Origin of the sequence: Rhizobium sp. BR 362 (genome assembly GCF_036528765.1) — a bacterium.
Classification (GTDB): Bacteria; Pseudomonadota; Alphaproteobacteria; order Rhizobiales; family Rhizobiaceae; genus Rhizobium.
In genome coordinates this window covers 1-25,030 of sequence record NZ_JARWGH010000043.1, presented here as the reverse complement: position 1 = coordinate 25,030, position 25,030 = coordinate 1, and the positions used below count along the sequence as shown (strand labels likewise).

Here is a 25,030-nt window from a genome sequence, read left to right as displayed (position 1 = left end):
GGCGATATTTCCGGCTAAGGGGCGGTCAGCTCGATAGCCTTGCGACGCCGGTTAGAAAACCTGGCGAAGCACGATGAAGAGAACGAAGGCAAGCGCAATCGAGGCCGGCAACGTCAGGATCCAGGCCATCAGCATGTTGCGCACGGTCGACCATTGCAGGCCGGAACCGTTCGCCGCCATGGTGCCGGCGACGCCGGAAGACAGGACGTGCGTCGTCGAAACCGGCAAGCCGAGATGGTCGGCCGCCCCGATCGTCAACATGGCGACGACTTCTGCGGCAGCACCCTGGCCGTAGGTCAGGTGGGTCTTGCCGATCTTTTCGCCGACGGTGACCACGATACGCTTCCAGCCGACCATGGTGCCGAGGCCGAGTGCCAGTGCCACGGCGACCTTCACCCAGAGCGGGATGAACTTCGTCGCGTGATCGACGGCGGCATGGTAGTTGGTCACGGCCTTCAAATCATCCGGGCTCATCGGCAAAAGCTTCTGCTTGTCGATCAGCTTCAGCGATTCACCGATCAGATAGATGTCGTTGCGGACGTTGCTTACGAGACCGTTCGGGAGCTTTTCGACGCTCGGATAAGCGGCGATTTCGGCGCTGGTGGCATGGATATAGGCCTGCAGGGCAGGCGTAGTTTCGTCCGTCCAGGTCTTGCTCTTGACTGCATTGCTGACGGCGGCCTTGGCATCGGCAGGCGTGGCGACGCCGGGCTTCACATACTTGCCGAGGACCGTCTCGACCTGCGCCGAGGCTGTCTTGTAGGCGTCGAGGTAGTTCATGTCGGGCGTCCGGTTCAGCGCAAAAGCGGTCGGTACGAGGCCGATCAGGATGAGCATGATCAAACCCATGCCCTTCTGGCCGTCATTCGAGCCGTGGGCAAAGCTGACGCCGGTGCAGGTGAAGATCAGCAGACCGCGAATCCAGATCGGCGGCGGCGCATTGCCTTTCGGCGCTTCATAAAGATCCTTGTTGCGGATCAGAACTTTGGCGACCAGCAACAACACGGCGGCCAGGCAGAAGCCGATGATCGGCGACAGCAGCAACGACATACCGACATTGCTTGCTTGCGACCAGTCGACACCGCTTGTGGCGGAACCGGCGGGCGCGAGGAACTGGTTGGCGAGGCCGACCCCGATGATCGAGCCGACGAGCGTATGCGAGCTCGATGCCGGCAGGCCCAGATACCAGGTGCCGAGGTTCCATATGATGGCGGCAGTCAACAGGGCGAAGACCATGGCAAGGCCCGAACCGGAGCCGACCTGCAGGATCAGTTCGACCGGCAGCAGCGCCAGAATGCCGAAAGCGACGGCGCCGGACGAGGTCAAGACGCCGAGGAAATTGAAGAAGCCCGACCAGATAACCGCAAACTCGGCCGGCAGCGAGCGGGTATAGATGACGGTCGCGACTGCATTCGCCGTATCGTGGAAGCCGTTTACGAATTCAAAGCCGAGCGCGATCAAAAGCGCCAAGCCGAGCAGAATCCACGGAACCGCGGCGGCATTGGCAAGGTCGCTGCCGAGGGCATAGCCGACATAAACGAGGCCGCCGACTACGACCAGGCCGAAGAGCGGCAGAAACCATTTGGCGGAACCGCCTGCCCCATGAATAGGGTGATTGCCACCCTCTGTATTGCTTGAAACGACGTCGACCATCTCAAACTCCCCTATGGCAAAATAAGGTTTTTCATTTAAGCGCGGTTGATGAAGCTCTCATGACGCATAAAGAGACACTCACTCGGGCTATGGTTGCATCGGCTCTCGCTCGCCGGCAAAGGCGGTCTCGCGTTAAGCGGCAGCGCATGAGTCGACCGCTTCAACTTTACGTTCAACATCCTGAATTTGCCGCGAAAATGCCTTTTTCGGTTCACCCGGGGTTCAGATGGCGGGGATTTAAATCCGCATGTAAGGGACTTGAATGGAGGACCATCACAATGAGATTGTCCGTGATTGCCGTCGCTGCTGCACTCGGCGGCTTGATCGCTTCTTCCGCAGACGCGATGCCTATCGCCGCCGTTGGGACTGTAGCTAAAGCGCCCGTCGTCAACGTCGACTATGCCTGCGGTCGCGGTTGGCATTTGACGCCTCGGGGCGTGTGCCGACCGAACCGCTATGGGCCGCCGCGCGGTTATGGTTGGGGATATTACAGGCCACCACCGCCGCGTTGGGGCTGGTATGGCCATCGCCCCTACTATCGTGACGGCTGGGATGGTGGCTGGCGAGGCCGGCCGCGAGACTGGTAAAACAAGACACACCGCCGTCCGATGAGGGTGGATGTCGTCTAATCGGCCCCGGCCGGTTTCGTCCGCAGGAGCCGCGCGGTGCACCACAGCGCGGCCACTGCCGCCAACAGTGCCAGCGTTGACGCGGCGAAGCTTTTGCCGTGCAGAAAGATGCCGGCGAGCTGTGGGCGGATAAGGTCAGCCGTATTGAAGCCCTCGCCGCTAAAACGGCAGAGAACAAGCGACAGGTTGTTGCGTACAAGTGCGCCGTCGATCTCGGAAACGAGGTCGCCGGCGGACGCCTTTTCGTCCTTCATCGTGCGCATCTGCAGCAGCGCCATCTTGGCAGCGGCGAGATAGGCATGTGAGCATTCGTTAAATGGGCTGTCCTCATCCCCGACGCTTCCCGGCATGGTGCCCCAGAGGCAATAGGCTCGCTGAATCTGTGCGAAGTTCAACACGCGACGGAAAGACTCGTCGGTGTCTGATGCCGATGAGGCAGGCGCAATGATACGCCCGTAATAGGGAGCGATCACGGCCATCTCGCCGTGGCTCAGACTTGGTATTGCAATGCCCGCCTGACTTCCCGACGATCCGCCGGCATGCGCTTTCGCGTCCATCGGCAGGCTCAGTGCGCAAATCAGACAAAAGACCGAAAACAGAATGGCCGGTTTCAGCAAGGGCGTCCCACGCATGAAGACATGCGGGGGCGTGTCAGACTTGCCATTTCAGGCCCGGCGCGTGGCTGCGCGGCCATAACGAACCTGCGGCAGGTCGCGTTCGGCCCATGCCCCGAAAGCAAGGCCGAGCGTTGTCCAAAGGATCGCGTGCATGCCGAGCGCGGCGATCCGGAACCGCCAGAGCACGACCGCGGAAAACTGTTCCGGCACTTCGTTGATCGACGGCAGCAGATACTGGATCAGCGCGACGAAGAGGATATAGCCGATGCCGGCAAGGATCGCGCCGTTCCAGGATCCATACCGTGCCGCCAGCCGGCGGCCGAAGCCAACGGCGACGATCATGCCGATAACGGATGCGACGATCATGATGAAGAACAGCTCGGTCCTGGCGCCGATCGTATCCGGATTGCCGACTGCCGGCGGATTGGCCGGATATTTGATGTCGGGAACCACGGAGATGGCGATGAAGGCGGCGAGCGCCAGCAGTGCGGCAGTCCCGCGGGCGCCAAAGGTGCTGACACGACCGTAGACATAGGCAAAGACCAGGGCAAAGAGCCCACCGACAGCCGTGGCGTAGATGATGCTCCCGGTGAAGAGACCGAGGCCCGCCTGGGTGGCGCGGCTGACGATTTCCGGCTCGGGCATTTCGCCCGCTGCCTGGGCTGCCTGCTCTTCGAACGCGATCGCCCGATCGACGAGCGGCTCGCCGAAGGTGCGAGCAAAGGCAAAAATGAGAATGCCAGCAAGCACTCCGACCAGCATGCCGCGGAGCAAAAGACGTCCAACCATGTTGCAGGCCCCTTAGTGGCAGGGGAATCCGAGCAGATGGCGCGCGTCATGCACGAATTCGTGCACGTAGGATCCGGAGATCAGCGCCGTTGCGCCTTCCTCGGCGCCGATGAAATAGATCGCCAGCATGAGGAGAAGGCCGGCAAAGATCGCCCAGGGCAGGATTTCGCCAGCCGGGATCGGAGTCGGGATTGCGGTCGGTGCGAAGGTGGTGTCAGACATTGTATTCCCTTTTTGAATAACGCGTTCCATTTGCGGAAGGGGAGTTTTTACGGGAAGGGTCTGGCTCTCTAGGGGCGGTATCCGCCCTTCGATTACAGTGGCGCGACCGCGCCGGGATTTCACCGGCTTCCACACCCGTAAGCCTAAGTTTATATCTGGCTGCAAAGATAGTTGTCAATCAAACGCCATCGCGATGCGAAATCGCGACAAGGATGGAGTTATCGAGCTGTATGAAAGGACGTCTGAGCTGGATTTGTCACGGGCCGACGCGCGCCAATCGTGAGGGACGCTTTCCCGACGACGAGCCGCTGGAGGCAAAAGCGCTCGAGCGAATTCAACTGACGTCCAGACTCGGAACGGCCGATCGGGCGTGGACGAGTCCGGCGCTGCGGGCCCGCCAGACGGCCGCGGCTTGCGGGCTTGACGTCAAGACGGAGCCGTCTTTCCGGGAATGCGATTACGGGCGCTGGCAAGGCAAGACGATCACTGAGCTCCATGAGACCGATCCGGAAGCGCTGTCGCAGTGGATGCTGGACTTCGATGCGGCGCCGCATGGCGGTGAATCCTTGTCCGCCGTGCTCACCCGCGTCGGCGATTGGATGAAGAGCCATATCGACGATGGCGGCCATACCGTCGTCGTCACGCATGCGACCGTCATTCGCGCCGCCATTCTCCATGTTCTGCAAGCGCCGCCTGCCGCGTTTTGGAGCATCGACATCGAGCCGTTTAGCATTGCGGAGATGACCAGCGACGGCCGCCGCTGGCAGCTCCGTTTTCCGAATGCCTCGTGATAGCGGTCAGCGGCTCGCCTTCGCCCGCTGCCGCTCGAAATAAATGAGATAGGCGGCAAGGCCTGATGTCATCACGGCAAGCCCATACCAGGTGATGGCGTAGACCAGATGATTGTTGGGAAAGACGATCTGCGTCAGGCCGCCGACCGGCAGATCGCCCGGATTCTTCTTGTCATCCGCATCGATGAAATAGGGTGCGACGTTTTCGAGGCCACGGGCCGCGGCGATCGCCGTAACGTCGCGGGAATACCAGCGCTCTTCTGGGGGCACATTGGAGCGCAGCAGCGTGCCCTTCGGCTCGTTCATCCGCAGCAGGCCGGTAACGGTCGTCTCGCCTGCCTGCTCGCCGGCAAGGCGCGTGTTCGGATTGCGCTTGTCGCTCGGCACGAAACCGCGATTGACGATGATGATCGTACCGTCGGCCTCTTTCATCGGCGTCAGCACCCAGTACCCGGGGCCGAGCGCGGTTGCGGCATAGACCTGCGCTTCCTTGTCGTTGAGAAAGGTGCCGGTTGCCTGAACATGTTTGTATTCGTAGCCGGCGGCGTCGATCGCAGGCCATTCCGCCGGGCCGGGGGCGGCCACGGACGGCGCGTCCACGCGGGCATCGACGCGGGCGATCAGATCGAGCTTCCAATGCAGCCGCTTCACCTGCCATGTGCCGAGGCCGATGAGGAGTGCGGTCAAGAGCAGAAGCAGCAACACCCAGATGGCAAGAGCAAGAGTCGAACGCGGCTTGCCGTGAGAGGTGTTCGAGGAAATGTCGGTCATGGCGCTGGTCTCCGGGGGACGCGCTGCCGCATGATTTCGGGAGGTCTTTAATTTCTTCGCAGAAAATCACGCGTCCGGCGAAAGCAAGCGCCGGTGGGAGAGGGCGGGCCTTCGGCTGAAGGCCCGTCGCTCGATCTTACGGCATGTTGCGCATCATGTCGGGCGACATGGGCATCATGTTGGAATTGAGGTGGTGCATGACCCAGAGCGAGCCGGAGAGCGCGATGATCACCAGAACGATGGTGAAGATCAGCGCCATCATGTTCCAGCCGCCTTCCGACTTGGTGTTCATGTGCAGGAAATAGATCATGTGCACCACGATCTGGATGGCGCCGAAGATCATGATCAACGCCGCGGTGACGGCCGGATCGGAGAAGACCTTCGCCATGACCAGCCAGAAGGGGATGGCAGTGAGGATGACGGAGAGAATGAATCCCGTCAGGTAGCTCTTGAACGTGCCGTGACCGGCCTCATGGTGGCCATGGGCGTCGGCGGAATGATGCGAAGGATTGGCGTTCGAGCTCATCCGAGAACTCCCATGAGATAGACGAAGGAAAACACGCCGATCCAGACGACGTCGAGGAAGTGCCAGAACATCGACAGGCACATCAGACGGCGCTTGTTTTCGGGAATGAGCCCATGCCGGCTTGTCTGCACCATCAGCGTAATCAGCCAGACGATGCCGGCGGTGACGTGCAGGCCGTGCGTGCCGACCAGCGTGAAGAAGGCCGACAGGAAGGCGCTGCGCTGCGGACCGGCGCCTTCCAGGATCAGGTGATAGAATTCATTGAGTTCGAAATAGATGAAGGCGGCGCCGAACAGGCCGGTGATCCCCAGCCACAACATCGTTCCCGACTTGTTGTCCTTTTCCATCATCAGCATGGCAAAGCCATAGGTGATGGAGGAGAGCAGCAGCATCGTCGTGTTGAGAGCGACGACCGGCAGCTCGAACAGGTCAGCCGGGGACGGACCGGCCGCATAACTGCGGCCGAGCACGGCATAGGTGGCAAAGAGCACTGCGAAGATCAGGCAGTCGCTCATGATATAGATCCAGAAGCCGAGCATCGTGCTGCCTTCGGGATGATGCTCTTCCTTCAGATAGAAGGCGGGCGTTTCGCCATCTTTCAGAGCTGGTGCGGTATGGGTCGTCATGGGTCTTATACCTGTCCTGCGAGCTGCTTCGTACGCTCGTTCTCGGTCTTCACGACCTCGTCGGCGCGGATATGGAAGTCGCGCTTATAGTTGAAGGTATGGCCGATCGTAATGGCGATCATCGCGACGAAGGTAATGGCGGCGAGCCACCACATGTACCAGATCATGCCGAATGCGAAGCCGATCGAGAGAACGCCGAGGATGATGCCCGTGCCGGTATTCTTCGGCATGTGGATCGGGATGAAGCCTTCGGTCGGCCTGACATAGCCGCGGCTCTTCATGTCCCACCAGGCGTCGTGATCGTAGACGATCGGCGTGAAGGCGAAGTTGTAGGCCGGCGGCGGCGACGAGGTCGACCATTCCAGCGTACGGCCGTTCCACGGATCGCCGGTCACGTCGCGAAGCTCTTCGCGCTTCAGGAAGCTGACGACGAGCTGGATCAGGAAGCAGGCGATGCCAATAGCGATCAATCCGGCGCCGAAGGCGGCGATGATGAACCAGATCTGCAGCGAGGGATCGTCGAACTGGCTCACGCGGCGGGTGACGCCCATCAGGCCGAGGATATAGAGCGGCATGAAGGCGAACCAGAAGCCGATCTGCCAGAACCAGAAGCTCATCTTGCCCCAGAAAGGATCGAGCTTGAAGCCGAAGGCCTTCGGGAACCAGTAGTTGACGCCGGCAAACATGCCGAAGAGCACGCCGCCGATGATCACGTTATGGAAGTGGGCGATCAGGAACAGCGAGTTGTGCAGCACGAAGTCGGCCGGCGGAACCGCAAGCATGACGCCGGTCATGCCGCCGATGGTGAAGGTCACCATGAAGCCGACGGTCCACAGCATCGGCACTTCGTAGCGGATGCGTCCGTGGTACATCGTGAACAGCCAGTTGAAGAGCTTCGCACCCGTCGGGATCGAGATGATCATCGTGGTGATGCCGAAGAAGGAATTGACGCTGGCGCCCGAGCCCATCGTGAAGAAGTGGTGCAGCCAGACGAGGTAGGAGAGGATCATGATCACGCAGGTGGCGTAGACCATCGAGGCGTAACCGAAGAGCCGCTTGCCGCAGAAGGTGGCGACGACTTCCGAGAAGACGCCGAAGGCCGGCAGGACCAGGATGTAGACTTCCGGGTGGCCCCAGATCCAGATGAGGTTGACATACATCATCGGATTGCCGCCGAGGTCGTTCGTGAAGAAGTTCGTGCCGGCGTAGCGATCAAGGGTGAGCAGTGCGAGCGTCGCGGTCAGGATCGGGAAGCTCGCAACGATCAGGATGTTGGTGCAGAGCGAGGTCCAGGTGAAGACCGGCATTTTCATGAAGGTCATGCCCGGCGCGCGCATCTTGACGATGGTGGCGATCAGGTTGATGCCTGAGAGCGTCGTTCCGATACCCGCGACCTGCAGGCCCCAGATGTAATAATCGACGCCGACGTCGGGACTGTAGGCGATGCCGGAAAGCGGCGGATAGGCCAGCCAGCCGGTCTTCGCGAATTCGCCGATGAAGAGGGAGATCATTATGACGATGGCGCCTGCGGTCGTCATCCAGAACGAGAAGTTGTTGAGGAACGGGAACGAAACGTCGCGTGCGCCGATCTGCAGCGGCACGACGAGGTTCATCAGGCCGGTGACAAAGGGCATCGCCACGAAGAAGATCATGATGACGCCGTGGGCGGTGAAGATCTGGTCGTAGTGGTGCGGCGGCAGATAGCCCTCGGATCCGTTGAAGGCGATCGCCTGCTGCAGACGCATCAAGAGCGCATCCGAGAAGCCGCGCAGCAGCATGATCAGCGCCAGCACGACATACATGATGCCGATCTTCTTGTGATCGATGCTGGTGAACCATTCCTTCCAGAGATAGCCCCAGAGGCGGAAATAGGTCAGCAGGCCGAGAAGCGCGATGCCGCCGATCGCGACGCCGATGAAGGTCACCACGAGGATAGGCTCGTGATAGGGGATCGAATCGAGCGTCAGCCGACCGAAGATGAATTTATAGAGGTCCGGGTTGGAAAACATGAATTTCCTCTGTCCCTTATGAATGTCTTGTTATTGAGCGCACCGGATCAGTGACCCTGATGCTGCGCCGAACCGGTCGACGAATCGGAAGAAGAGCCGTTGCCCATATCCATGCCCGGCATGGAGCCCATACCCTGCATCGAGTTGTCTCCATGCTGTATGGCTTGCCCGGCGCCGCCTTCAGCCTTGACGGGCGTCATTTCGGCCGCATTGGCATCGCGGTTGTCGTAGATCAGGCGCTCGCGGTTTTCTTGGCTGTCCTTGCCGGCACCGCCCTTGGCGTCGATATGCATCATCTCGCCCATGCACATCTTGCTGGGATCGGCGCACATATTGAGGATGGCGTCATAGAGGCCGTCGTCGACCGAATTGAAGTAACGCACCGGCTCGCGTTCGCTCGGCTTGGCGAGCGCCAGATATTCCGGACGGCCGAGGGCCGTGCCCTGGCTCTTGACCTTCTGGACCCATTGGTCGAAATCGGCCTGACTTAAGCCATGGAATTTGAAGCGCATATGCGAGAAGCCGGCGCCGCTGTAGTTGGCGGACAGGCCCTGATACTCGCCCGGGTGGTTGATGACCGCGTGCAGCTTCGTCTCCATGCCCGGCATGGCGTAGATCTGGCCCGCAAGTGCCGGAACGAAGAAGGAATTCATCACCGAAGAGGCGGTGATCTTGAAGTTGATTGGCGCATCGACCGGCGCTGCCAGTTCGTTCACCGTGGCGATGCCGAGATCGGGGTAGAAGAACAGCCACTTCCAATCGAGCGCCACGACTTCGACATTCACCGCCCTCGTAGTGGTCGTCACGGGCTTGCCGACATTGACGCGATCGAGCGGCCGATAGGGGTCGAGCTGGTGGGTGCTGATCCAGGTCACCGCGCCGAGCGCGATGATGATGGCGAGCGGCGCCGACCAGATCACCAATTCGAGGCGGGTCGAATGATGCCAGTCCGGATTATAGGGTGCTGCCGTGTTCGACTGGCGGTACTTCCAGGCAAAGAAGAGGGTAAGGAAGATCACCGGTACGATGATCAGCAGCATCAGAACGGTCGAGACGACGATAAGGTCGCGTTGCTGCACGGCGATGTCGCCGGAGGGAGCCATCACCACCATATTGCAGCCCGAAAGCAGCAAGATGAGCGGCAGGACGGATAAGCGGCTGAAAATCTTCGATAGTCTTGGCACGTCTCAAAGCTCTTTTTGTTATTGACCATACCGCGACTAAAGGACGGCGGTCATGAACGGTATGAGGTGTTTCGTCGCACCGCAGCACGCTTGGGTGCAATGCGGTATCGGGGCGCAACCTCCCCTATCGGGAAAATCCTGAGAAATCCAGCAGGTTTTCCAAAGGGCGGGTGCCTTTGCCGCGGCCAATATAAAGAGATCGGCGGATATGGCTGCTGACGGGCAGCACGCCAAGCCGCCTTGTGGCGCAAAAAGGCGGAATTAAGCCCGGATCCATCAGCTAATTCGCGAATTATTCCATGCGCGGAGACTTGATAAGTTCGCAAGTTTGATAAACATCTTATTCCTGCGCGAATTCGCGTCTGGAGAGGGAGGCTCCCGTATATGGTCAGCGCCACGCATGAATCATTAAATCCAACATCTGCAGGTCTGGAACGCGATGCGCGCGAGATGCATGCTCGCGCGACTGTCGATCCAGGCAATATCGCCATCGGCGTGATCATCGGTCGCACGTCCGAGTTTTTCGATTTCTTCGTTTACGCCATCGCATCCGTCCTGGTCTTCCCGAAGCTGATCTTCCCCTTCGCGGATCCCCTGCAGGGCACGCTGCTTTCCTTCCTGGTTTTTTCGCTTGCCTTCATCGCTCGCCCGATCGGCTCCTTCATCTTCATGGCGATCGACCGCGCCTATGGCCGCGGCGTTAAGCTGACGATCGCGCTGTTCCTGCTCGGGGGATCCACGGCCTCGATGAGCTTCCTGCCCGGCTACAGCGAAGTCGGCGTCTATGCGATCGTCCTGCTCGCCTTCTTGCGCATCGGCCAGGGCCTTGCGCTCGGCGGCGCCTGGGATGGTCTTGCCTCGCTGCTGGCGCTCAACGCGCCGACCGATCGCCGCGGCTGGTATGCGATGATCCCGCAGCTCGGCGCGCCGACTGGCTTCATGCTGGCAAGCGCTCTGTTCGCCTATTTCGCCATGAGCCTGTCGACGGTCGATTTCTTGGATTACGGCTGGCGCTATCCGTTCTTCTGCGCCTTCATGGTCAATGTCGTGGCGCTGTTTGCCCGGCTCCGCCTCGTTGCCACGCCGGAATTCGGTGCGCTGCTCGAGCGCCATGAGCTGGAGCCGGTCAAGATGACCGAACTTCTGCGCGTGCATGGCCGCGACGTGCTGATCGGCGCTTTCGTGCCGTTGGCAAGCTTTGCGACCTTCCATCTGGTCACGGTTTTCCCGCTTGGCTGGGTAACGCTTTATAGCGCGCAAACCCCCGGTTCGTTCCTGTTGGTGGAATTTCTCGGTGCGATCTGCGGCATCGTCGCGATCGTCTGCTCCGGCGTGCTTGCCGATCGCATCGGCCGCCGCAACCAGCTTGCTGTCGGCGCGGTGTTGATTGCGATCTTTGCTTTCGTCGCACCCTGGCTGCTCGATGGCGGTGTCACTGGCCGCCACATCTACGTGGTTATCGGCTTCACGCTGCTTGGCCTCTCCTTCGGTCAGGCGGCGGGCGCCAGCGCTTCGCGCTTCAGCCGGAACTACCGCTATAGCGGCTCGGCATTGACCTCGGACCTCTCCTGGCTGATCGGTGCCGGCTTTGCGCCCTTCGTCGCACTGGCCCTCTCCAGCCAGTTCGGTCTGGTCTACACCAGCCTCTATCTACTCTCCGGTGTGGTCTGCACGCTCGTTGCGATCTTCTTCAGCAAAACGCTGGAAACGCGCGACAACTGATCCAACCTTTGGAACACTTACAAGCCGCGGTGTGAGAGCACCGCGGCTTTTGGTGCTTGGCAGGACTTCGCTGGCCAACGGCACCTAAATCTTGACTCGCTTTTCAAACTTTTGTGATAAAAAAGCACGTGCTGAAACTTGAAAAGGATAGTCAAGAAAAATATAGGCTACCGCACCACCGTCACGGACGGGTTTCAGCGAGAGGACGCCTATGACTTTTTCCTTTACCCATCTCACCAGCGCCTTGGCGCTTGCTGCAGGTCTCGCGGTTGCGCCGCTGATGGCCAATGCCGCCGAATCCGAAGGCATCGTCGTCTATAATGCGCAGCACGAGGCGTTGACGCAGGCCTGGGCAGATGGCTTCACCAAGGAAACCGGCATCAAGGTGACGATCCGCAACGGCAGCGACATGCAGTTCGCCAACCAGATCGTTGAGGAAGGTGCTGCATCTCCCGCCGACGTATTCCTGACCGAAAATTCTCCCGGCATGACGCTGGTCGATGCCAGCAAGCTCTTTGCACCCGTGGATGCCGATACGCTGGCGCAGGTGCCGGAAATCTTCAAGGCGGCCGACGGCGACTGGGTCGGGGTCGCCGCCCGCTCCACCGTTTTCGCCTATGACAAGACCAAGCTGAAGGAGAGCGATCTGCCGAAGTCGCTGCTCGACCTCGCCGATCCCAAGTGGAAAGGCCGCTGGGGTGCTTCGCCCGCCGGCGCCGACTTCCAGGCGATCGTCAGCGCACTGCTTGAACTGAAGGGCGAGGATGTCACCAAGTCCTGGCTCAAGGCACTCAAGGAAAACGCCACGCCCTACAAGGGCAACAGCGTTGCCATGAAGGCCGTCAATGCCGGTGAAATCCAGGGCGCCGTGATCTATCACTATTACTGGTTCGGCGATCAGGCGAAGACTGGCGAAAACAGCAAGAACGTCGCGCTGCACTATTTCAAGAACCAGGATCCGGGCGCGTTCGTCAGCATTTCCGGCGGCGGTGTTCTCGCCTCCAGCCAACACAAGAAGGAAGCTCAGGCATTTTTGAAGTGGATCACCGGCAAGGGCGGCCAGGCCGTTCTGCGCGACGGCGATTCCTTTGAATATGCCGTCGGCAACGGCGCTCAGTCGAATCCGAAGCTAGTGCCGCTCGCCGAGCTGCAGGCGCCGAAGGTCGAGCCTTCCAAGCTGAACAGCAAGCAGGTCACCGATCTCATGACCGAAGCGGGCCTCATCTAAGCTCTTGCATCCGGTCCGCATGCCCTGCTAGGGGCATGCGGATGGCCATTCGGGCATTTCGATCCCGGCAATCGCCTTCAGCGGCGATTGCTTTTCTATTTCAGGGCGTGAAAGGCAGCTAAGACTTGCTGCAGAAGAACACATATGCGGCGTCGGCCGGTCAGGCCGCCGCCCTGCGATTGCCTCCGTTGACCGCTGCGTCCGGTGGCCGTGTTCCGCACGCTTGGGTCGTCGCCCTTGCATCCGTCGTAGCGCTTCTAAGCCTGGTGCCGCTCGGCTTCATCATCTGGATCACAATCGACACCGGCTGGAGCCAAGTCATCGCGCTCATTTTCCGCAGCCGCGTCGGCGACTTGTTGACCAATACGGTCCTTCTTGAAGTCTTTACCATCCCGCTCTGTATCTTGCTTGCCGTCACGCTGGCGTGGCTGACCGAGCGTACGAATATCCCCGGTGCCCGCATGTGGTCCTGGCTGGCGGTCGCGCCGCTTGCCGTGCCCGCCTTCGTGCACAGCTATGCCTGGGTCAGCCTGCTGCCGGGCATGCGTGGGCTCTGGAGCGGCGTGCTGGTATCCGTGCTTGCCTATTATCCCTTCCTCTATCTGCCGGTGGCCGCGCAGTTGCGGCGCCTCGATCCGGCGATCGAGGATGCCGCCGCCTCGCTCGGCCTCGGCCCGTGGCGCGTCTTCTTCCGCGCAGTCCTGCCGCAGCTTCGGCTCGCCATCTGCGGCGGCTCGCTGCTGATCGGCCTGCACCTGCTGGCGGAATACGGCCTCTATGTGATGATCCGCTTCGATACTTTTTCGACGGCAATCGTCGATCAGTTCCAGTCCGCCTATAACAGCCCGGCCGCCAACATGCTCGGCGGCGTGCTCGTCTTCTGCTGTCTGCTGCTGCTTGGCATCGAGGTTTTGGTGCGCGGCAATGAGCGGTACGCCCGCGTCGGCTCCGGTGCGGCCCGTCCGGCGGACCGCCGTCGTCTCGGATGGTTCGTCGTCCCGGCCGTTGCGCTGCCGCTGGCAGCGGCCGTGCTGACGCTCGGCGTGCCCTTCGTGACGCTGGCGCGCTGGCTCTATCTCGGCGGCGTCAACATCTGGCGTATGGATACGGTTGGCTCGGCTTTGCTGCAGACGATCGTGCTTGCCGTTGCCGGCGGTTTGCTTGCGACTATCGCCGCCGCTCCCATGGCCTGGCTCTCGGTGCGCGCGCCGGGCCGGCTGCAACGCATTCTCGAAGCGTGCCATTATTATGTCGGCTCGCTGCCGGGCGTCGTGGTGGCGCTGGCGCTGGTGTCGATCACCGTGCGCCTTGTGCTGCCGCTTTACCAGACCTTCGCGACACTGCTGCTCGCCTATGTCCTGCTGTTCCTGCCGCGTGCATTGGTCGGCTTGCGCTCCAGCATCGCCCAGGCGCCGGTCGAGCTCGAACGCGCCGCCATGGCGCTGGGACGCACGCCAAGCCAGGCCGTGCGGCAGATCACCATGCGCCTAGCCGCTCCCGGTTTTGCGGCGAGCGTTGCCCTTGCCGCTCTCGGCATCACCAACGAATTGACGGCGACGCTGATGCTGTCGCCCAACGGCACGGAGACGCTGGCGACAAAATTCTGGTCGCTCACCAGCGAGATCGATTATGTCTCCGCCGCGCCCTATGCCTTCATGATGGTGGTGCTGTCGCTGCCGCTCACCCTTCTTCTTTATGCGCAATCGAAGCGGACGGCCGGACAATGACCTTTCTGGCGATTAAAAACATCGGCAAGCACTACGGCCCGGTGCACGCGCTTGATAATATCGATCTCACGGTCGCCGCCGGCAGCCGCACCGCCGTCGTTGGCCCGTCCGGCTCCGGCAAGACGACGCTGCTGCGCATCATCGCCGGCTTCGAGACTCCGGATGTCGGCCAAGTGGTGTTGGAAGGTCATGTGCTGGCGGATGGGCCGGCCGTGATACCCGCCCATCGCCGCGGCATCGGTATCGTTTCGCAGGACGGCGCATTGTTTCCGCATTTGAGCGTGGCGGAGAATATCGGCTTCGGCATGGAGCGGGGCCAAGCGGACCGCGCCGAACAGATCAACGCGCTGATCGACATGGTGGAACTCGATCGCGGCATGCTCGAACGCCGCCCGCACCAGCTCTCCGGCGGCCAGCAGCAGCGCGTGGCGCTTGCCCGCGCACTCGGTCGCAAGCCGAGACTGATGTTGCTGGACGAGCCCTTTTCCGCGCTCGACACGGGCCTGCGCGAAAACATGCGCAAGGCCGTCGCTAGGGTGTTGCAGAACGCCGGCATCACCACGATCCTGGTAACGCACGATCAGGCCGAGGCGCTCTCCTTCGCCGATCAGGTGGCGGTGCTGCGCGAGGGTAAACTGGTGCAGGCCGGAACGCCGCAAACGCTTTATCTCAATCCCTGCGACCGCGAGACGGCCACCTTTCTCGGCGACGCCCTCCTGCTGCCGGCGGAACTGGGTGATGGCTTTGCCGACTGTGCGCTTGGCCGCATCCCGACGGACGCAAACGGCCGCCGCGGACCGGCGGAGATCATGCTGCGGCCCGAGCAGTTGCGGTTCAGCCTGATCGATGGTGCTGCGTCCGATGCTATATGCGCCGGCAAGGTCATCGATGTCGAATTCGGCGGTGCCGTCTGCACGGTGACGCTTGCCCTTGACAAGGCTGCAGGCGCCGAACCGCTCACCATCAAAAGCTCCAGCGTCGGCCTGCCGGAGATCGGCAGCACCGTGCACGTCAGCGTGCTCGGCAAAGCGCATGTCTTCGATGTGGTAGCCAGATAGCCTTTTTTCGAACCCCGATCTCAATGAAAACACCTTCGCCCCAGCGGGGAGAAGGTCGAGCGAAGCTCGGGTTGAGGGGGCGTTGCACCGTCAGGATTGCTCTTCACAGGTCCTCGCAGCTCATCTACCCTCCTGAGCTCTACCCGAGGGGATAAGGCAGCATCGGCGTCTCCAACAGCCGCCCTGTCACCACATCGGCAATCCCGCGATCCGTCTGGTGCGGCCCGATGTTGCAAGCGAGCGCCGCGCCGAAGCAGGCTTTGAAGACGAGGTAAGGCGGCTGCCAGGTGACGATTTTTTCCATCGCCTTGCGGATGGCGCGGAAGGAAAGGGCGGTTTCTTCGAGGGGTGCTGTGGTCGCCAGCCCGGAGACGGGCAGGGGTAGCAGCATGTCGACCTGACCATTCGAAGCAACGGCCATCCCGCCGCCAGCGGCAATGACGGCATTGGCGGCAACCGCCATATCCCTAACGTTGCCGCCGAAAACCGTCAGATTATGGCTGTCATGCGAGACCGTCGTGCAGAAGGCGCCGCGCCATTCGCCCCAGCCGGTGAGAAAACCGACACGCGGTCGTACATCCGCCCTGCCGTGACGATGGACGACGGCGATCATCGTCGTTCCGGCCGGCGGCACGACGAATCCGTCGACGACATCGGCCTCTGTCTCCCCCCATTGCGTGAAGCGCGGCCGGTCGATCGTTGCCAGGCGCACACGATCGCCGGCGGCCGGCATACGAAAATCCTCTTCACTGACAGGCGTGAGTTTGACCGAATTTTGCAGCGGCGTGGTGTCGAGATGGGCGATCGTGCCGATGACCTTACCCGCCTCTGCAACGATCCTGCCGTTGGCGATCACCTGTTTTGCTTTGAAGCCCTCAAGGTCTTCAAAAATTGCAATATCGGCGCGGCGACCGGCGGCGATCAGGCCGAGATCGCTGCGGCCGAGCCGCGTGGCAGCGTTCAGCGTCGCGGCCCTCAATGCCCATTCGGGCTTCAAGCCATCGCGCACGAGACGACGGACGACATCGTCGAGGCCGCCCTCGAAATGCAGCTCGTCGGGAAAAACGTCATCGGTGCAGAGCGTCACCGTCTGCGGCATGAAGCCGAGATTGTTGATGACCTCGACGAATTGCCTGAGCAGGTGATCGTGCGAACCACGCAGTTCTATCGTCATGCCGGCGGAAAGCTTGGAAAGCAGATCGGCGCCGGAGGTCAGCTCATGGTCGGAGGTGACGCCGGCTGCCATGAAAGCGTTGAGATCGGCGCCTTCCAGCCCGCGGGCATGGCCGCAGACGAGTTTGCCGGCTTGCAGCCCGGCATTGACGATCGCGCTCGTGCGCGGATCGCCGTCGATGACGCCGCGCATGGTCATGACCTCGGCAACACCGGCAATCTCCGGCCAAGACAGCATGCCGGCCATGGCGGAAGCATCGAAATCGGCACCCGCCAGCTCCAGGCCAGGGGCAGAGGGCACACAGGAGGGCGCAAGCGGGATCACGCGGAGCGGCAGCCGCCGCGTCGCCTCGATCGCCCAGCGCACGCCGTCGAGACCATGCACATTGCCGAGCTCATGCGGATCCCAAACGACGGTCGTCACCCCATGCGGCAACACGGCTTCGGCGTAGGCCGCCGGCGTCACCATCGAGCTTTCGATATGCATGTGCGTATCGATGAGACCGGGAGAAAGAAAGGCGCCGCCGGCGTCGATCGTGCTGGTAGCGTCCGTTCGGCTGCCCGGCGCATGGACGCTCGCGATCAGCGCACCGATGATGCCGATATCGGCGGCCCGGATCTGGCCGGTCACCATATCGACCAGATGGCCGTCAACGATCAAGAGGTCGAAAGGCGCATCGCCACGGGCAGCCTCGACGGCGTGCAGGCGCAACTCAGGCGCATTGAGAACGGCAGGCTCGCTTAGAGAATGTCGGATCATCGGCGTGCCTCGTTGATCAGCGCACCAAAAATGATGACACGCGCCATATCGGCGTCGATCTCGGCGGCAAAATGCGCATTGAAGTCCGCATGCGAGGCGCGTGTTTCGACGACGGTGCGCCCGCGCGTGTGCCGCCCCTGCAGCTCGACATCGATGCGCGCATGCTGCAGCGTGGCGATCTCGGGAGCGATGAAGACGGCGGCAGCGGTCGGATCATAGATCGCCATGGCAGGACGGCCACGGCTGATGCCGATGTTGACATAGCCGCCGAGGAGATCGCCAAGCAGCTCGGCGTTTTTGCCGGCGGCCTGGCGCACGAGGTCGACATCATCCGGCCGCGCCAGCACCTTTCGGCAGATATCGAGATCGATCATTCGCAGCGGCAGGTGATGGGCGAGCACAATGGCAAGCGCCTCCGGATCGGCATAGGCATTGAATTCTGCCGAAGCCGTATGGTTGCCGGAGGTCACGCTGCCGCCCATCCAGGTGAGCTCGTCGATGCGGCCGGCAAGGTCGGGCCGGGCCAGCGCCAATGCAGCGATATTGGTGAGCGGCCCGAGCGCGAGGATGCGCTTCGGCTCCGTGCCGCGCTCCAGCCAGTCACAGAGCGCGGTGAAGGCATCGCTTGCCGGCAATTCATTCGCAGGCGGCAGGCTCTTGCCCATGGTCGGCATGCCGCTTTGTCCGAGAACGCGTTGCGCCGTTTCCAGCTTGCAGAGCACCGGCAATTTGCGGCCTGCATGAATGGGAAACTGCCAGCCGAAAGCCGCGGCGGCACTGGCGGCGTTGTGGCGTACCTGCGCCAGCGGTGCATTGCCGCTCACCAGCGAAATGCCGTCGATTTCGAGGCTCGAATGCGCCACCACCAGAATGGCGGCGATATCATCGAAGCCCATATCGGTATCGATCCAGATCCCCATGGCGTTATCCGTGTTTTGCAAGCGAAGCTGCGGCTGCGACCGGCAGGTCGAAGGCGAGCTCGCTGCCCATGGCGTGAACGGCCGCGGCCGCGTCCACTTCGGCCTTGATAGGCCCGAGCGGCGTATCGAGCAGATATTCGCGGCTGTTGCCGGCGAAAGAGGTGCCGCGCACCGTACCCCGGAAAGGACCTGAACCGAGGACCACCGCCCGCGGCCGCCAGGCGAAGCCCGCCGCAGACGAGGGCGCGGGCGAAGAAAGCGCAACGGCGCCATTCGCCGTCTTCAACCTGCCATTCTCTAGCGCAAAGACATTCGCAAAGCCGACGAAATCGGCAACGAAGGCCGAAATCGGCCTGTTGTAGATATCCTCCGGCGTGCCGATCTGTTCGATGCCGCCGTTCAGCATGACCACGATGCGGTCGGCAAGCGCGAGCGCCTCCACCTGGTCATGGGTGACGAAGATCACCGTCACGCCGGTTTGCTTCTGCATGCGCTGCAATTCCGCCCGCATTTCGAGGCGCAGGCGCGCGTCCAGGTTCGACAGCGGCTCGTCGAGCAGCAGCACCTTCGGCTCCATCACCATCGATCGCGCCAGCGCCACCCGCTGCTGCTGCCCGCCCGACAATTCGCCGGGCTTTCGGCTGGAGAAGCTGGTAAGGCCCACGGATTTCAAGCCGGCGCCGACCCGGTCATCGAGATCATTTCCGCGCATACCCTTGAGACGTAGGCCAAAGGCGATGTTTTCATAGACGGTGAGGTGCGGAAACAACGCGTAGGATTGGAAGACGAGGCCGACGGCGCGTTTGTTGGCGGAGACGCGGGTGATGTCGGCGCCGTCGAGACTGATCTTGCCGGAGGCAGGCGTCAGCAGCCCGGCGATCGCCCGCATCGTCGTCGTTTTGCCGCAGCCGGAGGGGCCGAGCAGGGCCACAAGTTCGCCTCTGCCGATCGAGAGGTTGAGGTCCTTGACCGCAACCGTGTCGCCATAGGCGAGTGTCAGCCTGTCCAGCGTGAGGTAGGAGTGGTCAGACATAGCGGGAAAATCCTAAAAAGCGTTCGGCAAGGAAGACGATGCCGATGGAAAGAAAGGCAAGCAGCGCCGACAATGCAGCGACGGAAGGATCGTAGGTCGTTTCCATATAGCCGAGCATGTCGATCGGCAGCGTCTGTACGCCGGGCCTGGCGAGAAACAGCGATACCGGCACCTGATTGAAGCTGGTGACGAAGCCGAGGATGAAGGCGGCGAGTACGCCGCTGCGGATATTCGGCAAAACGATGCGGAAAAAGGCGCCGAGCCGCGACGAACCGAGGAGAACCGCTGCCTCTTCCATATCGGAGCGCAGATTGTTGAGGCTGGCCGAGACCACGCGCACCGCATAGGGAAGCACCAGCGCCGTATGCGCGAAGAAAAGTGCCAGCGTGATGTCGAAGGAGAGGGGCACGACGAGATAGCGCAGGATTGCCAGGCCGACGATGATGCCCGGCACGATGATCGGCAGGGAGACCATCGTGCGAACCGTCTCGCCGCCGGGCAGTCTGTATCGCGACAGCGCGTAGGCCGCGGGAATGCCGAGAATCAACGCGAAGAGCGTACCGGCGATCGCCAGAAACATCGACATGGCGAAGCTTTCCCGGAAGCTGTCGACGGTGAAGACTTTTGCCACCCAGCGCAGCGAAAGGCCCTGCGGCGGAAAGGCCAGCGTTTCGCCGCCGGAAAGAGACGCGGCGACGATGATGACGAAAGGTCCGATCAGGAAAATCAGCAGCAGGAGAAGCACGAGCGGAGAGAACAGGCGGCGCATTATGTTCGGCTCCTCGCGGTGGCGAGCCGCTTCAGTACCAGATTGGCGCCGAAACTCATGACGATGAGGATGAAGGCGATGACGCTCGCGGAAACATAGTCGTTGGAGACCGAAATGCGTTGATAGAGGAGCGTCTCCAGCATCAGCACTTTCGAGCCACCGAGAATGGCCGGCGTGATATAGGCCGTCAGCGAGCCGGTGAAGACCAGCGTGCCGCCGATCACCAATCCCTCGCGCGTCAGCGGCAGCACCACTTTCCAGAACACCTGGAACCAGTTGGCGCCAAGGACGCGCGCGGCAGGAACGGCATCCTTCGGCATATTCTCGAGCGCGCTGATCAGCGACAGGATCATCAACGGCAGAAAGAGCTGCAGGAGGCCGATGAACACGGCGGTCTCGCTGAACAGCAGGCGCAGCGGCTCGTCGCTGAGACCGAGACCCTGGACGGCCCGGTTGACGATGCCGGTGCGGCCGAGAATGACGATCCAGGCATAGGTGCGCGCCACCGGCGAGATCATCAGCGGCAGGATGACCAGGCCTATCAGCCGGCCCTTGCCCTTCGGCGGCAGGTTGACGATGGCAAAGGCGCTGGCATAGCCGATGACGGCGGAAACAACGGTGACTTCGACGCCGAGCCTCAGGGTGCGCAGGAAGACCGTCCGGCTCAGAGCCTCGGAGAAGAAGCCGGTATAGGCCGAAAGAGTCCAGCCGCTGGAGGTGGTGTGAAAGCCCTCCGAGAGCAGGACCAGCACCGGCGCGAGAAAGACCGCCGCAACGAAGACTGCGGCGGGCAGGGCAAGCGCCAAAGCTTCGGCCCTATTCTGGAACATCGAGGCTAACCTTCATGAAAAAGCGAGAGGGATATCCCGATGCTGCATTCGGAATATCGTTTCGATACGACTTTATTGGCCAACCTCGTCATTCCATTCCTTGACCCAGCTATTGCGCTGGTCGAGGGCGACGGCGGATGGGATCAGTTGAAGGCTTTTTGCCGTGTCTTCGCCATAGGTCAGGTTTTTGGCGACATTTTCAGGCAGTTTGACTTCCTTGTTCGCCGGGCTGTCGACGAATTTCGTGGCAAGCGCCGTCTGCACTTCCGTCGAGAGCCAGAAGTCCATGAACTGCAGCGCGAGATCCTGGTTCTTCGAGCCCTTGGTGATGACCAGGACGTTCATGCCGCCGGTCTGGCCTTCCTTCGGCGTTGCCCAGGCGACGGGCACGTCGAGTTTGGTAAAGCCCACCCAGGAGAAGCGGCCGATCGGCGCGGCCCAGATTTCCTCTTGCTGCATCAGTTGCACGAGCTGCGAGGACTTTTCATAGAAGGTGACAATATCGTCCTTGTGTTCGCCGATGGCGGCGATCGGGGCAGCGAGGTCAGGCGTATTCTTGCCGAGCGCAAGGCCCAGCATATAGAGAGCCGGCGGACCTTGATTGGTGGTAATGTTCGGCCATGCGACATGGCCCACATATTCCGGCTTGAGAAGATCGGTCCAGGAACCGATCTTCATCTTGTCAGAGCGATAGGCGATCGAGGTGGCATAGAGCGTATAGCCGACGCTCATGCCGTCGCCGTTCGGGTCTTTGGCGGCATCGTACAGCTTGTCAAAGTTGCTGAGCTTCGATGTGTCGATCTTGTCAATCAGGCCGGTGCGAGAGGCCTGCAGTGCGTCGGCCATCGAGACGGCTGCGATGTCGACGACCGGATTGGCCTTGTTTTCCTGCATTTTTGCAAGACGCGCGACGCTGTTTCCGGTTTCGACCACCAGCTTGCAGCCGCATTTGGCCTCGAAAGGATCGTAGACGAGCTTCTTGTAGTCATCCTGGGCGAAGGCGTAGGCGGAGATGGTCAGCGTCCGTTCCTCTGCCTGCACGCCTAGCGATGAGACGGCAAGCAGCGTGGCGGAAGCCAGAAGCAATCGTTTCATGTCAGGAGTTCTCCGCTGAAAGTTTCGTTTTTTGCCAGTCCGAGCGGGCCGGAGGATTGACGGACGATAAGCTGCATCGGTACGCGGGATTTCTCTGCGGTGACAAGCCGGCTGCCGGGCAGCGGCTCGTCCGCAGACGCTTCGCCCGGCCTCATCCGTTTGATTGGTTCGCCATCGTTGATGGCGCTGACCAGCGCTGTGATGGCGATCTCGGCAATCGCCGTTATATCCATGCGTATTGTCGTAAGCGCAGGGGTTACCACCGGCGACCAGATGAGGTCGTCGAAGCCGGTGACGCTGGCGCTGTCCGGCACCGCGATGCCGGCCCGCTGCAATTCGGTGAGCGCGCGCAGGGCATGCAGGTCGGAAACGGCGGCGAAGGCGGTAAAGCCCTGCCGCACCTTGTCCGCCAATCCCAGCAGACAGCCGGGTCCGTCCCGCTCCTCCAGCTTTTCGATCCAGAGAACCTCGGTCTTGATGGTCGTTGCATCGAGGGCGGATTTGAAGCCGCCAATGCGGTCGTTCTGGACGCTGGAGGCGCTGCTTGCACCGATCAGCAGGATCTTGCGGTGCCCGAGATTGCGCAAATGCCTGGCGATTTCGCGCCCGCCCTGCCAGTGGTCGGCGGAAACCGTGTTGCCGGGCGTCGAGGGCGTGTCGATGATGGCAACGGGACAGCCGGCACCGGCAATGCGCGTGCCGCGCCGCGGCACGATCACCATTCCGTCGACACCGCGCTCTATCAGCCGCTGAATCGCTTCGGACTGCATGCCGACGTCACCGCGTGAATCGGCGATCAGCACACCGTAGCCGGCGAGGGCGGCGGAATGTTCGATCGCCTGGGCGATCTGCGGAAAAAGTGGATTGGAGATATCGGGCAGTACTAGGCCAAGAACGCCGCTGCGTCCGGTTCTCAGCGCGCGGCCTGCCTGACTGGGCACATAACCGAGCGCCGCCGCCGTGGCGCGGATACGCTCCGCCAGCTCAACCGAGACCCGTCCCTTACCGGAAAGGGCATTGGACACCGTGGCAACGGAGATGCCAAGCGAGGCGGCGATTCTGGTGAGATTGGGGCCGGGGCGCGCGGATCCCATCTGGTGTTTGCCCGTGAATAAGTGAAATGATTAATCGTTTAATCACGTCTATAAGAAATGACGACCTTTGTCGAATGCAAATTGACGTGGGTGGTACGAACTTGATGCCGGCCACTCGGCAATAGTGGCCGAAAATAATGGAGGACGCGCGATCTCGCTCGCGCGTCCTCGTTCGACAGCTTAAGCGGCAAGCGCGTCGAGAATGCGGACCCAGGAGCGGATGCCCTTGTGATAGGACCTCAGCTCGTATTTTTCGTTCGGCGAATGAATGCGATCGTCGGCAAGGCCGAAACCGACCAGCAGGGATTCCATGCCGAGCATCTTCTGGAAGTCTCCGACGATCGGGATCGATCCGCCCATGCCGATAACGATAGCCGGCTTCGGCCATTCGTTTGACAAAGCATTCTTCGCTTTGGTCAGCACCGGCGAATCATAGGCCAGTTGGATCGCGGGTGAAGCGCCATGGGCATGGAATTCCACCGAGCAATCGGCCGGAACCTTCGAGCGCACATAAGCGCGGAAACTGTCGCGGATTCCATCTGGGTTCTGCTGCCCGACAAGGCGGAACGACACCTTCGCCGACGCCTTGGCGGCGATGACGGTCTTGAAGCCGGCGCCGGTATAGCCGCCCGAGATGCCGTTGACCTCAGCCGTCGGCCGCGCCCAGGTGAGCTCCATCACCGAACGGCCTTTTTCGCCCGAGGGAATGGAGAGGCCGACTCCGCCGAGGAATTTTTCCGTCGTCATGCCGAGCGTTTCCCAGGAAGCCTTGATGTTGGCCGGCGTCTCGTCGACGCCGTCATAGAAGCCATCGAGCGTGACGCGGCCGGTCTCGTCATGCAGGCCGGCGAGAATCTCGGTGAGGATATGGATCGGATTGGCGGCAGCGCCGCCGAACATGCCGGAATGCAGGTCGCGGTCGGCGGCACTGATGATGATTTCTTCGCCGACGAGGCCGCGCAGGCCCGCCGAGATCGCCGGCGTATCGCCGTCCCACATGCCGGTGTCGCAGACCAGCGCATAGTCCGCCTTCAGCTCTGCCGCATTGGCTTCGAGGAAAGGCTTCAGCGAAGGGGAGCCGGATTCCTCTTCGCCTTCGAACAGGATGGTGATGCGAACCGGAAGCGCGCCCTTAATTTCCTTATAGGCCCGGACGGCCTCGACAAAGGTCATCAACTGGCCCTTGTCATCGGAGGTGCCGCGGCCGGTCAGGATCTTGCGGCCGTGGCCCAGGTCCTTGACGGCAGGCGCAAAGGGATCGCTCTCCCAAAGCTCGATCGGATCGACCGGCTGCACGTCGTAGTGGCCGTAGAACAGCACATGCGGCGCATCGGCGCTTGCTGCATCGTGATGGGCAACGACCATCGGATGGCCGGGCGTGTCGCGCACGGAAGCGGTGAAGCCGAGCGAGGTCAGATAAGCGACGAGCCATTCCGCTGCCTTGCGGCATTCGGCCTTGAAGGCCGGATCGGTCGAAATGGATTTGATGCGCAGCAGTTCGAACAGATTGTCGAGACTGGACGGAAGGTTCTGATCCGCACGGTCGAGAACGGGCGATACATCGGTCATATCCGACTCCTATGATGATTGTCGAGCCGGATTTTCTTTTCCGGCGATGATGAAGTTTGGAAAGTCCTCGAAGACCCATCCGTTTTTCAGGGTGTCGAAGATAATGGTGAGCAGCTTGCGGGCTGTGGCGATGATGGCCTTTCCCGGGCCACGCCGGTCCTTGATGCGCCGGTAGAAGGCATTGAGGTAACCCGAATAGCGGATTGCGGTCAGCGTGCACTGGACCAGCGTGGTG

General features: G+C 61.5%; 23 protein-coding genes and 1 pseudogene. 6 read left to right on the top strand and 18 right to left on the bottom strand.

Annotation, left to right across the window (positions count from 1 at the left end; all coding sequences use genetic code 11):
* Nucleotides 1-51: 51 nt before the first annotated feature.
* Nucleotides 52-1,653 (bottom strand): inorganic phosphate transporter, encoded by a 1,602-nt coding sequence (locus tag QDY28_RS27755; protein ID WP_331384512.1) that lies wholly within the window; start codon nucleotides 1,651-1,653, stop codon nucleotides 52-54.
* Between the two features lie 278 nt (nucleotides 1,654-1,931).
* On the opposite strand from QDY28_RS27755, the gene QDY28_RS27750 reads away from it, so the two are divergent.
* On the top strand, nucleotides 1,932-2,240 hold the full coding sequence (locus QDY28_RS27750) for a GCG_CRPN prefix-to-repeats domain-containing protein (RefSeq protein ID WP_331384511.1): 309 nt from the start codon (nucleotides 1,932-1,934) through the stop codon (nucleotides 2,238-2,240).
* 38 nt (nucleotides 2,241-2,278) lie between these two features.
* On the opposite strand, the gene QDY28_RS27745 is transcribed toward QDY28_RS27750, so the two are convergent.
* The 3 genes from QDY28_RS27745 to QDY28_RS27735 are packed head-to-tail and all read right to left on the bottom strand — an operon-like array spanning nucleotide 2,279 to nucleotide 3,910.
* Nucleotides 2,279-2,914: a hypothetical protein gene (locus tag QDY28_RS27745; RefSeq protein WP_331384510.1), complete on the bottom strand. Its 636-nt coding sequence runs from the start codon at nucleotides 2,912-2,914 to the stop codon at nucleotides 2,279-2,281.
* A 33-nt stretch (nucleotides 2,915-2,947) separates the two neighbouring features.
* Nucleotides 2,948-3,688: a CbtA family protein gene (locus tag QDY28_RS27740; RefSeq protein ID WP_331384509.1), complete on the bottom strand. Its 741-nt coding sequence runs from the start codon at nucleotides 3,686-3,688 to the stop codon at nucleotides 2,948-2,950.
* A gap of 12 nt (nucleotides 3,689-3,700) precedes the next feature.
* Nucleotides 3,701-3,910, bottom strand: a complete 210-nt coding sequence (locus QDY28_RS27735; protein ID WP_331384508.1) for a CbtB domain-containing protein — start codon at nucleotides 3,908-3,910, stop codon at nucleotides 3,701-3,703.
* A gap of 230 nt (nucleotides 3,911-4,140) precedes the next feature.
* Between QDY28_RS27735 and QDY28_RS27730 the strand changes: the two genes are divergently transcribed.
* The gene (locus QDY28_RS27730; RefSeq protein ID WP_331384507.1) at nucleotides 4,141-4,701 is read left to right on the top strand and encodes a histidine phosphatase family protein; all 561 of its coding nucleotides are present in this window, start codon (nucleotides 4,141-4,143) and stop codon (nucleotides 4,699-4,701) included.
* Between the two features lie 6 nt (nucleotides 4,702-4,707).
* Here the strand turns inward: QDY28_RS27730 and QDY28_RS27725 are convergent, their stop codons facing one another.
* The 5 genes from QDY28_RS27725 to cyoA all read right to left on the bottom strand — a co-directional run bounded on the left by QDY28_RS27725 (nucleotide 4,708) and on the right by cyoA (nucleotide 9,817).
* Nucleotides 4,708-5,472 carry an SURF1 family protein gene (locus QDY28_RS27725; RefSeq protein WP_331384506.1) on the bottom strand — a complete coding sequence of 255 codons (765 nt, stop codon included), beginning with the start codon at nucleotides 5,470-5,472 and terminating at the stop codon, nucleotides 4,708-4,710.
* Nucleotides 5,473-5,608: 136 nt separating this feature from the next.
* Entirely contained in the window at nucleotides 5,609-5,998 is a 390-nt protein-coding gene (gene cyoD / locus QDY28_RS27720; RefSeq protein WP_331384505.1) for a cytochrome o ubiquinol oxidase subunit IV, read from the bottom strand.
* The gene (gene cyoC, locus QDY28_RS27715) at nucleotides 5,995-6,624 is read right to left on the bottom strand and encodes a cytochrome o ubiquinol oxidase subunit III (RefSeq protein ID WP_331384504.1); all 630 of its coding nucleotides are present in this window, start codon (nucleotides 6,622-6,624) and stop codon (nucleotides 5,995-5,997) included. The genes cyoD and cyoC overlap by 4 nt, the downstream gene beginning before the upstream one ends.
* A 5-nt stretch (nucleotides 6,625-6,629) precedes the next feature.
* Nucleotides 6,630-8,633 carry a cytochrome o ubiquinol oxidase subunit I gene (cyoB, locus tag QDY28_RS27710; protein ID WP_331384503.1) on the bottom strand — a complete coding sequence of 668 codons (2,004 nt, stop codon included), beginning with the start codon at nucleotides 8,631-8,633 and terminating at the stop codon, nucleotides 6,630-6,632.
* 47 nt (nucleotides 8,634-8,680) lie between these two features.
* Nucleotides 8,681-9,817 carry a ubiquinol oxidase subunit II gene (gene cyoA / locus QDY28_RS27705; protein ID WP_331384502.1) on the bottom strand — a complete coding sequence of 379 codons (1,137 nt, stop codon included), beginning with the start codon at nucleotides 9,815-9,817 and terminating at the stop codon, nucleotides 8,681-8,683.
* 384 nt (nucleotides 9,818-10,201) lie between these two features.
* Here cyoA and QDY28_RS27700 point away from each other — a divergent pair, with 384 nt between their 5' ends.
* The 4 genes from QDY28_RS27700 (at nucleotide 10,202) to QDY28_RS27685 (ending at nucleotide 15,552) form a co-directional block, all read left to right on the top strand.
* The gene (locus tag QDY28_RS27700; protein WP_331384501.1) at nucleotides 10,202-11,539 is read left to right on the top strand and encodes an MFS transporter; all 1,338 of its coding nucleotides are present in this window, start codon (nucleotides 10,202-10,204) and stop codon (nucleotides 11,537-11,539) included.
* 211 nt (nucleotides 11,540-11,750) lie between these two features.
* Entirely contained in the window at nucleotides 11,751-12,767 is a 1,017-nt protein-coding gene (locus QDY28_RS27695; protein WP_331384500.1) for an iron ABC transporter substrate-binding protein, read from the top strand.
* Nucleotides 12,768-12,940: 173 nt separating this feature from the next.
* On the top strand, nucleotides 12,941-14,494 hold the full coding sequence (locus QDY28_RS27690; RefSeq protein ID WP_442967602.1) for an ABC transporter permease: 1,554 nt from the start codon (nucleotides 12,941-12,943) through the stop codon (nucleotides 14,492-14,494).
* Complete coding sequence (locus QDY28_RS27685) at nucleotides 14,491-15,552, top strand: ABC transporter ATP-binding protein (protein WP_331384498.1); 1,062 nt, start codon at nucleotides 14,491-14,493, stop codon at nucleotides 15,550-15,552. The genes QDY28_RS27690 and QDY28_RS27685 overlap by 4 nt, the downstream gene beginning before the upstream one ends.
* A gap of 139 nt (nucleotides 15,553-15,691) precedes the next feature.
* Here QDY28_RS27685 and QDY28_RS27680 read toward each other — a convergent pair whose 3' ends face one another.
* From QDY28_RS27680 to QDY28_RS27640, 9 genes and pseudogenes are all read right to left on the bottom strand, one after another.
* Complete coding sequence (locus tag QDY28_RS27680) at nucleotides 15,692-17,485, bottom strand: adenine deaminase (RefSeq protein WP_331384497.1); 1,794 nt, start codon at nucleotides 17,483-17,485, stop codon at nucleotides 15,692-15,694.
* Entirely contained in the window at nucleotides 17,482-18,405 is a 924-nt protein-coding gene (locus QDY28_RS27675; RefSeq protein ID WP_331384496.1) for a nucleoside hydrolase, read from the bottom strand. Before QDY28_RS27675 ends, QDY28_RS27680 begins: the two co-directional genes overlap by 4 nt.
* 4 nt (nucleotides 18,406-18,409) lie before the next feature.
* Nucleotides 18,410-19,438: an ABC transporter ATP-binding protein gene (locus QDY28_RS27670; protein ID WP_331384495.1), complete on the bottom strand. Its 1,029-nt coding sequence runs from the start codon at nucleotides 19,436-19,438 to the stop codon at nucleotides 18,410-18,412.
* On the bottom strand, nucleotides 19,431-20,210 hold the full coding sequence (locus tag QDY28_RS27665) for an ABC transporter permease (protein WP_331384522.1): 780 nt from the start codon (nucleotides 20,208-20,210) through the stop codon (nucleotides 19,431-19,433). Before QDY28_RS27665 ends, QDY28_RS27670 begins: the two co-directional genes overlap by 8 nt.
* Entirely contained in the window at nucleotides 20,207-21,037 is an 831-nt protein-coding gene (locus QDY28_RS27660; RefSeq protein WP_331384494.1) for an ABC transporter permease, read from the bottom strand. Before QDY28_RS27660 ends, QDY28_RS27665 begins: the two co-directional genes overlap by 4 nt.
* Before the next feature lie 72 nt (nucleotides 21,038-21,109).
* Nucleotides 21,110-22,132, bottom strand: coding sequence for an ABC transporter substrate-binding protein (locus QDY28_RS27655; protein ID WP_331384493.1), 1,023 nt, complete (start codon nucleotides 22,130-22,132; stop codon nucleotides 21,110-21,112).
* Nucleotides 22,129-23,226 (bottom strand): LacI family DNA-binding transcriptional regulator, encoded by a 1,098-nt coding sequence (locus tag QDY28_RS27650; RefSeq protein WP_331384492.1) that lies wholly within the window; start codon nucleotides 23,224-23,226, stop codon nucleotides 22,129-22,131. The genes QDY28_RS27655 and QDY28_RS27650 overlap by 4 nt, the downstream gene beginning before the upstream one ends.
* 180 nt (nucleotides 23,227-23,406) lie before the next feature.
* Nucleotides 23,407-24,795, bottom strand: a complete 1,389-nt coding sequence (locus QDY28_RS27645; protein ID WP_331384491.1) for a M20/M25/M40 family metallo-hydrolase — start codon at nucleotides 24,793-24,795, stop codon at nucleotides 23,407-23,409.
* 9 nt (nucleotides 24,796-24,804) lie between these two features.
* Nucleotides 24,805-25,030, bottom strand: a pseudogene (locus QDY28_RS27640) (IS110 family transposase); the annotation flags it as partial.